The following is a 14693-nucleotide window of genomic DNA, read 5'->3' on the forward strand; positions in this document are numbered from 1 at the left end:
CAAGTGTGCGTTGGGCGAGATTAATCGTTGCGACGTACAAAGGTGCTAAACAGTTTGCTGATTTCTTGCCAAAGTGCTTTTGTGCCAAGATTGGCATTGCGCTGTGCCAGTTGGTTATCGAGCATGCTTTTTGTCCGTACATGTTGCACGACAAAATGGGCAACACCCGCTGCACTGAGACGTTGAGCAAGTTGCAGTAGCCGCTGCGGGTCAATTAAATCCCAATGCACTGTGGTGCGGCATTCATAGCTGACACCGCTGGCGAGAAGTAATTCTAAGCACTGCCAATTCGCTTGGCCGCTACCTGATACACCGGTAATCAGTTCAGTGTCTTCAACTAACGCCTTCACATCAAAACCAACCCAGTCGCATTCAGGCAAAACTCGCTCGAAGGCTTTCGGGTTGATCCCCGCGCTATGCAAGCCTACTTTAAAACCGAGTTTTTTCACATCTTGCATAGCTGCTTTGAGCGCGTGTTGTAAAGTGGCTTCACCGCCGCTAAAGACTACGGCCTCAAGCAAACCTTGGCGGCGTTGTAAGAACTCTAAAACGCTTGGCCAACTCTTATTTTGTTCACCGCGGGCAGGGATTAAGTCAGGGTTATGACAATAGCGACAGCGCCACGCACAACCTTGGCAAAACACCACGCAAGACAGGTGATCAGGATAGTCTAAGGTGGTCAGGGGCACGAAGCCCCCGACTCTTAACAGCTCAGCCATACTTAGGCGGATTGGCGCTGAGTGGGCTGTTCGTTAAAGTGTAGACGCTCGCGGTGCTCAGATTGTTTACCTGGGTTAAAGGCACTGACTGGACGGTGATAGCCCATCACACGGGTCCAAACTTCACAGCGTTGACGTTGTTCTTCTGGGAGTTGTACAGAATTTTGCATAATCGCTTCCTTTTTTTTGATGCTAAGCATCTGTTCAATGCGCCACTATTGAGCGCGTTGGGTGACTCGAAGTGGTCTTAGTTGACCGCCTGGAGATGTTGGGCACGTTGTTGTTCTTGCAGTAGTGCTTCATCGCACTTCGGACAGAACTCATGTTCGCCCGCTAAATAGCCGTGAGTCGGGCAAATAGAGAAGGTTGGCGTGATGGTTAAATAAGGTAAATGGAAGCGGCCTAAGGCATTACGCACTAAGTTCTTACAAGCTTGCGTCGACGAAATCTGCTCCGACATATATAAGTGCAACACGGTGCCGCCAGTGTATTTACATTGCAGTTCGTCTTGCAGTTCCAGCGCTTCAAACGCGTCATCGGTAAAGCCCACCGGTAACTGTGATGAGTTGGTGTAATAGGGTGCTTCGTAGCTGCCGGCCTGGAGAATATCGGCAAAGCGTTTTTGGTCTTCTTTGGCAAAACGGTAAGTGGTACCTTCCGCTGGTGTTGCTTCGAGGTTGTATAAATTGCCGGTTTCTTCTTGGAAAGCGACTAAACGCTCACGCACATGATCAAGCAACTCAATCGCCATCTTGCGGCCCGCAGCAGTATGCATACCGTCTTGATCTGAGGTGTAGTTGCGCAGCATTTCATGTAAACCGTTGAGACCAATGGTGGCGAAATGGTTACGTAAGGTGCCTAAATAGCGCTTGGTGTAAGGGTATAAGCCTGCATCCATGTGGTGCTGAATCACTTTGCGTTTCACTTCCAAACTCTGTTTAGCCATCTCTAGTAGTTCATCTAAACGGCGGTATAAGCGGATTGGATTGTTTTTATACAAATAGCCTAAGCGCGCGCAGTTGATGGTGACCACACCTAAAGAGCCGGTTTGCTCGGCTGAACCAAACAGGCCACCGCCGCGCTTGAGTAATTCACGTACGTCTAACTGTAAGCGGCAGCACATTGAGCGAACTTGATTGGGTTCTAGCTCAGAATTAAGAAAGTTTTGGAAGTAGGGCAGGCCATAGCGTGCAGTCATTTCAAATAAACGATTGGCGTTTTCGCTATCCCAAGGGAAATCATGAGTAATGTTGTAGGTGGGGATCGGGAAGGTGAACACTCGACCTAAACCATCCCCCGCTTGCATCACTTCGATATAGGCTTGGTTGATCAGCTCCATTTCTGCTTGCAAATCACCGTAAGCAAACGGCATTTCTTCGCCGCCAATGTAAGGGATTTGCTCACGTAAATCATCAGGGCAAACCCAGTCAAAGGTCAGATTGGTAAAAGGCGTTTGCGTGCCCCAACGTGAAGGTACGTTGAGGTTGTAGATAAACTCTTGAATATCTTGGCGTATTTCGTCATAGCTGAGATTATCTTTACGCACAAAAGGCGCGAGATAAGTATCAAAGGAGCTGAACGCTTGTGCGCCGGCCCATTCGTTTTGTAGGGTGCCAAGAAAGTTAACCATTTGTCCCAAAGCACTGGAAAGATGCTTCGGTGGACCGGCTTCAACGCGACCTGGAATACCGTTAAAACCTTCGTTAAGTAAGGTGCGTAACGACCAGCCGGCGCAATAGCCTGCTAACATATCCAAGTCATGGATATGCAAATCGCCTTCACGGTGCGCTTCGCCAATTTTAGGGCTGTAAACTTCATTGAGCCAATAGTTGGCAGTCACCTTCCCAGATACGTTAAGAATCAAACCGCCCAATGAATAACCTTGGTTTGCATTGGCACGCACGCGCCAGTCTTCACGAGATAAGTACTCGTTCATTGATGAGGCAACATCCACTAATGATTTGCGATCACGGCGTAAACGTGAATGTTGTTCGCGGTAAACAATATAAGCGCGAGCGGTACGGAAATGCCCTGCTTCCATCAAGGTGATTTCTACACAATCTTGAATTTCTTCGACGTTGAGTGCGTCGTGCTCAGGCAGGCTTTCCAGCACTCGCTCGCAGAGCTGAGCGGCAGATGCTGGGTTAAATTCACTAGTCGCACGCCCCGCAGCGGTAATCGCATGCAGAATTTTTTGTGCATCAAAAGAGACGTCGCGATGATCACGTTTACGCAGTTGGCGTGGGGTTTTTACAGCGGATAGCGCAGGCATAGATAACCTCTTGATACCTTATGTTGTGTTTTTGTGTCGATCCAGACACAAGATGTAGTGCAAGGTACGCGAAGAGAGCGTTTTATGAATTGACAGGGGTCAAGTCAGAGAAGATATCAAGACGGGTGATAGGTGAGCACATGGTGATGCGGTAAAGGTTTTGTGCGAGGGCTCATACGCGGGCCGTGGCTGATCTGGCAGGGGCGCAAAGGTTCACGAAATAGTTAGGAAAGGGTAGAGCGTCGTTTCTGTTACTGAGCTGTGGGTCGAGGTTGTTGGCTAACCCTTCGCGAGAATGGCTCGGAGTTAGCTGTTCCTGGGTATGGTTTTTGATTGAATCAGTTGCTGGCGCTGTAACGACGGACCCCTGTCATCGGCAAGCTGTTATGTGCAGCAACCGTGCCAGGCGTGGCAAAGGCTACCAAGTGATCAGCCGCCACCGCGATGCCGACATTTTCACCCAGAAAATGATCGATGTGGCTGGTGAAGATGGCTTCCAGTTGATTGCCTGTGGGCAGCTCAAGTCGATATAAAGTGGCTGCGCCTAAAAAGGTTTTGCCAATAATACGGGCCTTGAGAGGGCTTTCTGGCGAGTCAATAATATCGTCAGGTCGCAATAACACATCGACGGTACTACCGGCGGGCCAATTATACGCACGGTTACCACGAATCACGCCCAGTTCTGTTTGCACACTATCATTGGTAAGCATTTGGCCGCGAATGAAGTAACCTTGCCCGACAAAACTGGCAACAAAAGGCGTGAGCGGTTCATGGTAGAGATTAAAAGGTGAATCCCATTGTTCCAGCTGGCCTTTATTAAACACGCCAATGCTATCACTCATGGCAAAGGCTTCTTCTTGGTCATGGGTGACCAAAATAGCACTGGTGCCTCGATGTTTAAGAATACCGCGAACTTCTTTACTTAAGCTGCGACGCAGCTCGCCATCCAAGTTAGAAAAAGGCTCGTCGAGTAATAGTAATCTTGGCTCTGGGGCTAAGGCGCGCGCTAAAGCAACACGCTGCTGTTGGCCGCCGGAGAGTTCATGGGGGTAACGCTGACCTAAAGCACTGAGTTTGACCAGTTCCAATAACTCTTGGGTGATGCGTTGAACATTGGGATGTTTACGAATGCCAAAGGCGATATTTTTTTCAACAGTCAGGTGTGGAAATAGCGCGTAATCTTGGAAAACCATCCCTATCCGACGTTTTTCCGGTGCTAAGGTGAAATTGGCACGAGAAATGACTTCGCCAGCCAAGGTTATGGAGCCTTTGATAATGGGTTCAAAGCCAGCAATTGCACGCAATGTTGTGGTTTTACCGCAGCCAGAAGGGCCCAGCAAGCAACCGATATCACCGCTATTGAGGTGTAGGCTTAGACCTTGCACGATCGTTTGATTCTGATAGCCACAACTTAAATCAGTGAGGCTTAATAAAGGACCTTGTTTATCCATGCTGATAGGGTACCGGATAGATTAAAATTCCAATAAAGCCTTTTGCACATGCAAGCACATGTCTGCTTGCGGCCAGACCGTCGAATAAGTAAGGGCTATTGAGTATAGCCGCTTGCCCAATGCGATTGGGACTGAATCTTATAAGGTAAAGGGTGTGTTGTGCAAACGCGGCCTGTTTTTACCGAGCCGCCCGCCGCTTTTCTGTACAGCGCTTGATTAAAAGGCAACGATTGTGGTTAATTTGCACAAGTAAAATAAAATGCTTGATTTGAGTTAATCTAAAGCCGAGCGCTGTGCTGGGTTTTAGGCTAGAATACGCGTCAGGTGCTCACTACTGTATGAGCGTAATGATTACAATATTTGTCGAGGTGGATTGTGGATATCATCGAAACTATTAAAGAACAGGTCGCAAGTAATGCGGTCTTGTTGTACATGAAAGGCTCTCCAAATGCACCACAGTGTGGTTTCTCACAGCGTGCAACTCAAGCCCTGATGGCGTGTGGCGAAAAATTTGCCTATGTTGATATTCTGCAAAATCCAGATATTCGCGCAAACTTACCTGCTTATGCAAACTGGCCAACTTTCCCGCAATTATGGGTAGGTGGTGAGTTGGTTGGTGGTTGCGATATCATCACTGAGCTGCATGAAAGTGGTGAGTTGCAGACTATGGTTAAAGATGCGGTCGCTAAAGCAGACGCTTAATGACTGTAGAGTTCACTTTCAATAGTGACTCGTTGAATCAAAAAAAGCCCTTGTTCAGTTCAATACTAGACAAGGGCTTTTTTATTGCTCTAAAAACGACAGTTTAAGCAGAATCTTGCATAGGTTCAGCAGTAGCTGTTGCGCGGTTTAGTGCGCTAAAGAATGCACGAATGCTAGCAGTGGTGATATTGGCGTCGACCCCAACGCCAAATACTGAGCGTTGTCCAGGTAGGCGCAGTTCAATGTAGGCTGCTGCTTTGGCATCGCTACCGCTACCAATTGCGTGCTCATGATAGTCCATGATTTCCACTGACATCGGTAAGCTCGCCACTAAGGCTTCTAGCGGGCCTTTACCACAACCACTCCAACTGTTAATCGTGCCATCCGCCGATACTTCAGTCACTAAGGTGCAGATACCATCTTCTTCTTGTAAGCGATGTTTATGCAAGGCATAGGGTGTTACAGCCTGCAGGTATTCGCTGTCTAATAATGTGTAAATTTGCGCAGCCGACACTTCTAAGCCAGAACGGTCAGTTTCGGCTTTAATTACTTGGCTAAATTCAATTTGCATTCGACGCGGTAATTGCATGCCATATTCTTGTTCAAGTAAATAAGTCACGCCGCCTTTGCCGGATTGACTGTTGACGCGTATCACTGCTTCATAATCGCGACCAATATCGGCGGGATCAATCGGCAAGTAAGGCACTTCCCAAATGCCATTGGCCTCGCGCTGAGCAAAACCTTTGCGGATCGCATCTTGGTGTGAACCAGAGAACGCCGTATGCACTAAATCACCGGCATAGGGATGGCGCGGATGCACGGGCAGTTGGTTGCATTCTTCCACGACTTTGCGTACTGCATCAATATCTGAAAAATCCAACTCGGGATTAACGCCTTGGGTGTACATATTCAAGGCTAAGGTCACTAAGTCGACGTTGCCGGTGCGTTCACCGTTGCCAAATAAGCAACCTTCGACCCGATCAGCGCCGGCTAATAAGCCTAATTCGCTAGCCGCTACACCAGTGCCACGGTCGTTGTGGGTGTGCAAGCTAATAATCACGTTTTCACGGTGGTTAATATGACGTGCAAACCATTCAATTTGGTCAGCGTAGACATTGGGTGTCGAGACCTCAACAGTGGCTGGTAAGTTTAAGATGACCTTGTTATCAGCCGTAGGCTGCCAAACATCCAAAACCGCATTGCACACGTCTACAGAGAACGGGGTTTCAGCAGCGCTAAAGGTTTCTGGCGAGTACTCGAAGGTCCATTGAGTCTCGGGTTGCATGGCCGCATATTTTTTAAACAGCTCGGCGGCGTGCACGGCAATGGCTTTTACGCCGTCTTTGTCTTGGTTAAAGACGATCCGGCGAAACGCTGGGGACACCGCGTTATACATGTGAACAATGGCTTTGGGGGCACCTTTTAATGATTCGAAGGTACGAGCAATCAAATCCTCACGGGCTTGGGTCAGTACTTGAATGGTCGTATCCTGGGGAATGTGACCCTCTTCGATCAACAACCGCACAAAATCAAAATCTGTTTGCGAAGCGGATGGAAAGGCGACTTCAATCTCTTTAACGCCCACGGCTACTAAGGTTTTAAAGAAGCGCAGCTTTTTTTCTGGGCTCATCGGTTCTATTAATGACTGATTACCATCGCGCAGATCTGAGCTGCACCAGATCGGTGCCTGGGTTATGCGGTTATTGGGCCAGGTGCGGTCAGGCAAGTCCAAGGCAGGATAGGCACGGTATTTAGTGGTGGGGTTACTTAACATCGGCATAGCTGATCCTTAATCGTCGTCAATGAAATAAAACATAACCGCAGGGCATACTGACATTATTGTGATAATGAGATAAAAGGTACGCCGTACTGCGTGTCTCTGATTACAAAACTATAGATTGAGGTTTTTTATTGCAAGCTATGTTTTAAAATTGGTTGATAGTTGCTAAATGTGATTATTTTTTAGTTTTATATGTTTTTATTTTCCAATTTTTAGTTTTTTATTGTTTTGCTTTTGTTGTGCGACAGTCTGTCGCATTAGTTGCTGATTGATCTGTGGGATCATTTGTTACTGATAGCTGTAACTGGGATGTTTATAAAAACGATGGAGTATCGAGTGTGATTAAGCAGCGCCGCAATGACTTAATGGCTATTTGGCTTGGCTTATTTGCCATGCTGATGATCCATGTCGGCCCGCTTATTTCTGGTACTCAAGCACTGTTGGTTGTCGATCCGGTTTTTGTCAGCTCCGCTACCACTGCAGTGATGCCGCATGATCACAGCCCTGCGTCTTTACATGATACGGCCGAACATGCTGACCCAACGGTTGATTACCATGCATTAATGGGGCATCAGCCTGCCCCTACTGGCACGCCGCAATGGCTGGCTAATTTAGAAATGTGCGGTTATTGCGATTTACTAACCGTTAGCCCGCCTTTAGTTTTAACTCTCCTCTTATCGCTGCCGGTGATGCCGCCAGTACTTTGGCTCGCTGTACTTCCTGCGCCGCCAAAACCTTTACCTGCTGCGCACAGCCTTAGGCATCCACGTGCTCCGCCTATCCGTCTAGTCGCTTAAATCAAGCGGGGCTTGTATCCCGCCACTTAATTTAAATGATAGATGGATGCCAATATGCATAACCATAGTATTCAAGGCGTTGTTGCGTCTCGCCGACATAAAGGCTTTAGACTTAAACCGTTGCCGCAAGGCTTAGCGCTTGCACACGCAACTTTTCTTGGATTGTTGATGTGTACGCCGTTGCAGGCCAGTGCTGCGACTCAGAAAGATAAAGATGCAGCGCAATTAGCGCCGATGGTGATCACGGGTGTTGCGCAAGAATCACCGATTAAAGTGGTGACTGATCCGCGTATACCACGTCAGCCGGTGCCTGCCAGTGATGGTGCTGATTATCTAAAAACCATTCCAGGCTTCTCTGCGTTGCGCAGTGGTGGGGTCAACAGTGATCCCGTGTTTCGTGGCATGTTTGGTTCGCGCTTAAAACTGCTGACCAATGGCGGTGAAATGCTCGGTGCGTGCCCAAGTCGCATGGATTCACCCAGCTCTTATATCAGCCCTGAAACTTACGATAAACTGACGGTCATTAAGGGCCCGCAAACTGTGTTGTGGGGGCCGGGTGCTTCAGCTGCAACTATTTTATTTGAGCGTGAGCCGGAAAACTTTGAAGAGCCTGATTACCGTTTAAATGGCAGTGTCTTAGTGGGTTCAAACCGTCGTTTCGACCGCAGTATTGATGGTGCTGTGGGCAGCCGTGACGGTTATGCACGAGTGATTGCTAACGGTTCAAAAGCGCATGACTACAATGACGGTAACGGTGACCGAGTGCCTTCACGTTGGAATAAGTGGAATACCGACGTGATTCTTGGTTGGACTCCGACTGATGACACATTATTGGAGCTTACCGCAGGTACAGGTGATGGTGAGTCGCGCTATGCCGGCCGAGGTATGGATGGTACGCAATTTGAACGCGAAAGCTTAGGGCTGCGTTTTAAACAAACGAACTTAAGCGAGACCTGGAAAGCCTTAGAAGCGCAGGTTTACTATAATTACGCTGATCACGTGATGGATAACTATACGTTACGTAGTCCAGATCCTAGCGCCGCTATGATACCGATGCGCTCGGCGATGGCGAGTGCTGTCGAGCGCCGTACACTGGGTACGCGTGTCAGTGGTACGTGGCAGTGGGATGCGGTTGAGGTGATTGCTGGTGTCGATGCGCAGAAGAATGAGCACCGTGCGCGTAAAGGACCGGGCAATAGCTACAAACATATGGCTTGGGCGAAAGACGCAGAGTTTGAACAGTACGGCGTGTTCAGTGAAGTCAGTTGGAATATGGCTGATGGTGAGCGTTTGATCAGTGGTGTGCGCTTGGATCGCTCCTCTGCCACAGATCGGCGTGCCAAGCTCTGTACTGGAATGGGTGCATGTTTAGCCAATCCGACCGCCAATAAAGAGCGCAGTAAAACATTGCCGAGCGGTTTTGTACGCTATGAGCATGATTTACAGGCCATTCCAGCGACAACCTATATTGGTTTAGGACACACTCAGCGCTTTCCTGACTATTGGGAATTGTTTTCTGCGACCAGTACACCCATTGGTGGTGGTATGAACCCTACGGGTTTCCAGCCAACAGCTTTTGCTAGCACCGATCCAGAAAAAACCACGCAAGTGGATTTTGGTATCCAGTATAGCGAAGGTCCGATTGAGGCTTGGGCGTCTGGTTACGTTGGAGAGGTGCGCGATTATATTATGTTCAGCTACCGACCCGGCGCGATGATGCTGATGTCGCAAGTTGATAATATTAAAGCACGTATTATGGGCGGTGAGTTCGGTGCGGCTTATCATTTTTCACCTAATATTAAAGGTGATGTCAGCTTGGCTTATGCTTACGCGAAGAACAGCACAGACGGTCGTGCGATGCCGCAAATTCCACCATTGGAGGCGCGTTTTGGTTTGAGCTACGAGCAGGGTGATTGGAGTACTGCAGGTTTGTGGCGTGTCGCTGCTGCGCAAAACCGTATTGATGAAGGCCGCGGTAACGTTGTGGGTAAAGACTTTGGCTCAAGCTCAGGTTTTGGTGTGTTCTCTATCAACAGTGCTTACCGTTTAAGTCAGAGCTGGAAAGTCAGTGCAGGTGTGGACAACCTGTTTGACAAAAACTACAGCGAACACTTAAACCTTGCTGGTAACGCCGGTTTTGGATACACCGATAACACCACTCGTGTCAACGAAGTGGGCCGTACCTGGTGGACGCGCGTTGATATGAGTTTCTAATTGTGGGCGATGATCGGCGCTCAGCGCTGATCATCACTGTGAGGCAGTGCGAGGGATAGGCAAATGCGCGCAGTGGTATAAGGACATACGGGCAGCACGGTGTGCAGGCTTAAACGTCATACTGATCTTGCAGGGAAAAAGAAGGGCTTGAGTCGACGCTGGACACGTCAGACGCAGGCCCTTCTTAATGTCAGCTATGTCTTTGGCTTCATTTTAGTTGGTAAAAATCAGACAACAAAAAAACGGCACAAACCATAAGTCTGTACCGTGTTTAAGACTGTAACGCAGCAGTTTATGAATTAGCGGGCGCGGTAAGTAATGCGACCTTTGCTTAAGTCATAAGGCGTAATTTCAACACGAACTTTATCGCCGGTTAAAATGCGAATATAGTTTTTACGCATTTTCCCAGAAATATGCGCAGTAACGACGTGCCCATTTTCTAACTCCACACGAAACATGGTGTTAGGCAGGGTGTCGACGACAGTGCCTTCCATTTCGAAGCTGTCTTCTTTCGACATGCAGTATAACCCTCAAAATACAAATAAAAGACCTGACGCTTAAAATGCATTCAGGCAAAAGCGGCGGGTATTATGCCGTATTTAGCTGAAAAAGGCCAAATATCCCTTGGCAATAATTTATTTACTTTGAAATGCCTCATCTTGAGCCCTGCAATTAAGCCGGTAAAGCTTGCCAGTGCTCGTTAATAAAGCCTTCAAGTGGTTGGTACTGGGTTTTATAATTCATTTTTTGACAGTCTTTAATCCAGTAACCAAGGTAAACATAAGGTAGGCCAAGGCGTAAACTTTCTTGGATTTGCCATAAAATAGCGTAGCGGCCAAGGCTACGACGCTTATCCTCAGGAGAAAAAAAGGTGTACATCGCCGATAAGCCTGTAGGTAAAACATCAGTTACGGCAACGGCCAAAAGTTCGTCGTTTGCACGAAACTCATAAAAACGTACAAACTCTAAGTCAGAGCAGAGAAAGCTTTGAAACTGCTCAGTGGATGGTGGATACATGTCGCCATCGGCATGACGTTGTTCAATATAGTTTTGATAGAGCTGATAATGTTCTTCGCGAAATTCGCTACTGGCCGCCTGCACACTCAGATCGCTATTGCGGCGCATGATTTTTTGCTGGGCTGCTGTCGGTTGAAAAGCTTGCACCGGAATACGCGCGGAGATACAGGCTGTACAGGCGCCGCAGTAGGGGCGGTAAATATGTGTAGCGCTGCGTCGAAAACCTTGCTCAATCAGCTGGCTATACAGTTCGGCGGTCACCGCTTCTCGTGGGTCAATAAATATTGAGCCAGCGTTGCGCTCTGCCAAGTAACTGCAGGGATGCTCTTGGCCAAGGTACAGTTGTAAAGTTTTCATAACGCTATCGCGCTCGTGGTGATCGCAGCTGTTGACCACTGCATGGTTGTCGGCGTGTCCAGATAACGGCTTAAGTACCCAGAGAAATCCTCGCGAGAAATATTATGTGCGCCGAGGCTGTTTAAATGAGAAGTCGGCATTTGGCAGTCAATTAAAACAAAACCCGCGGCTTTTAATGCGCTGACCAGTGTGACAAAGCCGACTTTAGATGCGTTGCTGACAAGGCTGAACATTGACTCGCCAAAAAACAGTTGGCCGATAGCGATACCATATAAACCGCCGACCAATTCTTGTTGGTGCCAGACCTCAACTGAGTGGGCGTAACCTTGACGATGTAACTCAAAATAAGCGGCTTGAATCTCGTTGGTGATCCAAGTACCGTTTTCATGCTCGCGAGGTTGTGCGCAGGCATGGATCACTTCGGTAAAGTTGCGGTCAAAGGTGACAGTGAACTGATCGCTGCGTAGAACTTTGCGTAAGCTGCGTGAAATATGCAAAGAGTCGGGCAGCAATACCGTGCGCGGATCAGGCGACCACCATAATACTGGTTGGCCATCTTGATACCAAGGAAAGCAGCCGTGACGATAGGCGGCAATTAGACGTGCACTGGATAAACCACCACCGGCAGCCAATAGACCGTTGGGTTCACGTAGGGCTTGGGTGAGCGCGGGAAACTTGAGTGATGCACGATTGAGCCAAGTGAGCATAAAAAACCTTAACAGGGTGCGCTGAGGCCAGAATGATAATGTTTTAGCCAGCGTTGAGTAAAATGTACGCAATAAATATGCTGTTAAGATAGGCTAAATAGGTAAAAAAATCATGTGTAGAGCAAATGCTGCAGACTCGCAGCGTCTAAAGATGAAATAGCCAGGTTAAATCCGTACAATAGCGTGTTGTTAGACACTTTTTTGTGATTATATTTTTTGATGAGCCTTGTTAATCAAGGTCGCGCAGGACGCTTTTTTGAAGAACACAACACAGACACAATCATCTGAAAAAAATTCTTGGCAAGAGCAGGCTCAACTGCGCCTTAAAGAAGGCGTACTGATCCTCTTAGCCATGCTATGCATTTATTTATGGATGGTGTTGTTGACCTTTGATGTCAATGACCCTGGGTTTAGTCAAAGTATCAGCCAGTTGAATACCGCAAATAATGCGGGAGGGCAGGTGGGTGCTTGGCTGGCTGATATGCTGTTTAGCGTCTTGGGCTATTTTGCTTGGCTGTTTCCTTTGGTGCTGGTGTTAAAAACTGTTTTAGTCTTTCGCTATCGCTATGAGGCTATGGTCTGGAATGGTTGGCTGTTTGCGCTGCGAGCTTTTGGCTTTATTTTGTTGCTGTGTTCAGGCGCTGCGCTGACACATGTGCACTTTCCGGTGCCGGACAATGCTCCAAAAAACTTTAACATTCTCGGTAATACATTAGGTGAAGCTCTGACCGGCGCTCTTAATGTTGAAGGCGCAACGCTGTTGCTGTTGGCTTGTTTCTTATTTGGTCTAACTGTTTACGCTAATTTGTCCTGGTTTAAAATCATGGAAGGTATCGGCGATCTTACTTTGCGTGCGAGCGAATGGCTTAAATCTTCACTGCAGGCAACCTTAGGTGACGTTCAAGAACGTAAGCAGGAAAAGCTTGAGTTGCGTAAAGCTCAGATCAGCGATGAGCCTCAAGTTAGCACGCTACGTGCGGATAGAGCAGAGCCGGCATTAGAGCGCGAGCCGCTTATAACGCCGCTGGTTGAGCCTGTTAAGGTTGGTGAAGGTCGACGTGAGCCCATCATTGCTACCCCCAATGTGGTGCAAGCAGCGCCTGCGCCAGTCAGTGCGCGCAAGTCAAAAGAAAAAGCTGCGAATTCGTTTGTGGACAGCGCCGTGGTCGGTACTTTGCCGCCTTTAGCATTGCTCGATAAAGCGGAAAAGAAAAAGCCCAGTTACTCTGAAGAATCACTGCAAGCCATGTCACGTTTGTTAGAGATCAAACTAAAAGAGTTTGGTGTGGAAGTGCAAGTTGACTCTGTGCATCCAGGGCCTGTGGTGACGCGCTTTGAAATTTTATTAGCACCTGGGGTCAAAGTTAGCCGTATTACCAACTTGGCTAAAGACTTGGCGCGCTCTTTAGCGATGATCAGTGTCCGAGTGGTGGAAGTGATTCCCGGTAAAACCACGGTAGGCATCGAGATTCCTAACGAAGATCGACAAATTGTGCGTTTCTCAGAAGTATTAGAAACCCCAGAATTCGATGAAGCAAAATCTGCGGTGACGATTGCTTTGGGTCATGATATTGGCGGGCAGCCGGTGATTGCTGATTTGGCGAAAATGCCGCATTTGCTGGTGGCTGGTACCACCGGTTCTGGTAAGTCGGTCGGTGTCAATGCGATGATTTTGTCGGTGTTGTTTAAGTCAACACCGGAAGACGCGCGCCTGATTATGATCGACCCGAAAATGCTTGAGTTGTCGATTTATGAAGGTATTCCGCACTTATTGTGTCCCGTCGTTACCGATATGAAAGAAGCCGCCAATGCACTGCGCTGGTGTGTAGCAGAAATGGAGCGTCGCTATAAACTGATGTCGGCCATGGGGGTGCGTAACTTAGCCGGTTATAACCGCAAAGTTAAAGACGCCGAAGAAGCCGGTACGCCATTGGAAGATCCACTGTTTCGACGTGACGATATCAATGACGAAGCCCCGCATCTCAGCAAACTGCCAACTATTGTCGTGGTGGTGGATGAGTTTGCTGACATGATTATGGTGGTGGGTAAGAAAGTTGAAGAGTTGATTGCGCGTATCGCACAAAAAGCGCGTGCAGCGGGGATTCACTTGATTCTGGCCACGCAGCGTCCTTCGGTTGATGTGATTACCGGTTTGATTAAAGCCAATATTCCAACTCGAATTGCTTTCCAAGTGTCGAGTAAAATTGACTCACGCACTATTCTTGATCAGGGCGGCGCTGAGCAATTATTGGGGCATGGTGACATGTTGTATTTGCCACCCGGTACCAGTCTACCGATTCGTGTGCACGGCGCTTTTGTTTCGGATGAAGAAGTGCATCGCGTCGTCGATGCGTGGAAATTACGCGGCGCGCCGGATTACATTGAAGATATTCTTGCTGGTATTGAAGAAAGCGGCAGTGGTTTTGATAGCAGTAGTGGTGATAGCAGCAGTGAGGATGATCCGTTGTACGATGAAGCGGTGCACTATGTCACTGAATCACGCCGTGCGTCGATTTCTTCGGTACAGCGCAAATTTAAAGTGGGCTACAACCGCGCTGCACGCATGATTGAAGCCATGGAAATGGCCGGTGTGGTCTCTGGTGCTGCGCACAATGGTTCGCGTGAAGTGATTGCGCCACCACCGATGCGTGATTGATAACGAGTATTTTCAACAGCC

Annotated in this window: 12 protein-coding genes; 4 read left to right on the top strand and 8 right to left on the bottom strand. The window is 48.3% G+C overall.

Annotated features, from left to right (window positions below; genetic code table 11):
* Positions 1–20: 20 nt before the first annotated feature.
* From JYJ62_RS10355 to JYJ62_RS10370, 4 genes are all read right to left on the bottom strand, one after another.
* Entirely contained in the window at positions 21–719 is a 699-nt protein-coding gene (locus JYJ62_RS10355; protein ID WP_205342151.1) for an anaerobic ribonucleoside-triphosphate reductase activating protein, read from the bottom strand.
* A 2-nt stretch (positions 720–721) separates the two neighbouring features.
* Complete coding sequence (gene nrdD, locus JYJ62_RS10360) at positions 722–889, bottom strand: anaerobic ribonucleoside-triphosphate reductase (RefSeq protein ID WP_205342152.1); 168 nt, start codon at positions 887–889, stop codon at positions 722–724.
* A gap of 77 nt (positions 890–966) precedes the next feature.
* A complete protein-coding gene (locus JYJ62_RS10365) occupies positions 967–2991 on the bottom strand; it encodes a ribonucleoside triphosphate reductase (protein ID WP_205342153.1) in 2025 nt (674 codons plus the stop codon).
* A 338-nt stretch (positions 2992–3329) separates the two neighbouring features.
* A complete protein-coding gene (locus JYJ62_RS10370) occupies positions 3330–4442 on the bottom strand; it encodes an ABC transporter ATP-binding protein (RefSeq protein WP_205342154.1) in 1113 nt (370 codons plus the stop codon).
* 375 nt (positions 4443–4817) lie between these two features.
* On the opposite strand from JYJ62_RS10370, the gene grxD reads away from it, so the two are divergent.
* Positions 4818–5144 (top strand): Grx4 family monothiol glutaredoxin, encoded by a 327-nt coding sequence (grxD, locus tag JYJ62_RS10375; RefSeq protein ID WP_205342155.1) that lies wholly within the window; start codon positions 4818–4820, stop codon positions 5142–5144.
* Positions 5145–5247: 103 nt separating this feature from the next.
* Here the strand turns inward: grxD and leuA are convergent, their stop codons facing one another.
* Entirely contained in the window at positions 5248–6924 is a 1677-nt protein-coding gene (gene leuA / locus JYJ62_RS10380; protein WP_205342156.1) for a 2-isopropylmalate synthase, read from the bottom strand.
* Between the two features lie 338 nt (positions 6925–7262).
* Here leuA and JYJ62_RS10385 point away from each other — a divergent pair, with 338 nt between their 5' ends.
* A complete protein-coding gene (locus JYJ62_RS10385; RefSeq protein ID WP_420042841.1) occupies positions 7263–7721 on the top strand; it encodes a DUF2946 family protein in 459 nt (152 codons plus the stop codon).
* A 54-nt stretch (positions 7722–7775) separates the two neighbouring features.
* Positions 7776–9935 (top strand): TonB-dependent copper receptor, encoded by a 2160-nt coding sequence (locus JYJ62_RS10390; protein ID WP_205342157.1) that lies wholly within the window; start codon positions 7776–7778, stop codon positions 9933–9935.
* A gap of 299 nt (positions 9936–10234) precedes the next feature.
* Here JYJ62_RS10390 and infA read toward each other — a convergent pair whose 3' ends face one another.
* From infA to aat, 3 genes are all read right to left on the bottom strand, one after another.
* Complete coding sequence (gene infA, locus JYJ62_RS10395; protein WP_022965546.1) at positions 10235–10453, bottom strand: translation initiation factor IF-1; 219 nt, start codon at positions 10451–10453, stop codon at positions 10235–10237.
* 154 nt (positions 10454–10607) lie between these two features.
* Positions 10608–11309, bottom strand: coding sequence for an arginyltransferase (locus tag JYJ62_RS10400; protein WP_205342158.1), 702 nt, complete (start codon positions 11307–11309; stop codon positions 10608–10610).
* Positions 11306–12016: a leucyl/phenylalanyl-tRNA--protein transferase gene (gene aat, locus JYJ62_RS10405; RefSeq protein WP_205342159.1), complete on the bottom strand. Its 711-nt coding sequence runs from the start codon at positions 12014–12016 to the stop codon at positions 11306–11308. The genes JYJ62_RS10400 and aat overlap by 4 nt, the downstream gene beginning before the upstream one ends.
* A gap of 256 nt (positions 12017–12272) precedes the next feature.
* Here aat and JYJ62_RS10410 point away from each other — a divergent pair, with 256 nt between their 5' ends.
* Positions 12273–14672, top strand: a complete 2400-nt coding sequence (locus tag JYJ62_RS10410) for a DNA translocase FtsK (RefSeq protein ID WP_205342160.1) — start codon at positions 12273–12275, stop codon at positions 14670–14672.
* The last annotated feature ends 21 nt before the right edge of the window (positions 14673–14693 follow it).

Source organism: Denitrificimonas caeni, assembly GCF_905120345.1.
GTDB lineage: Bacteria > Pseudomonadota > Gammaproteobacteria > Pseudomonadales > Pseudomonadaceae > Denitrificimonas > Denitrificimonas caeni_A.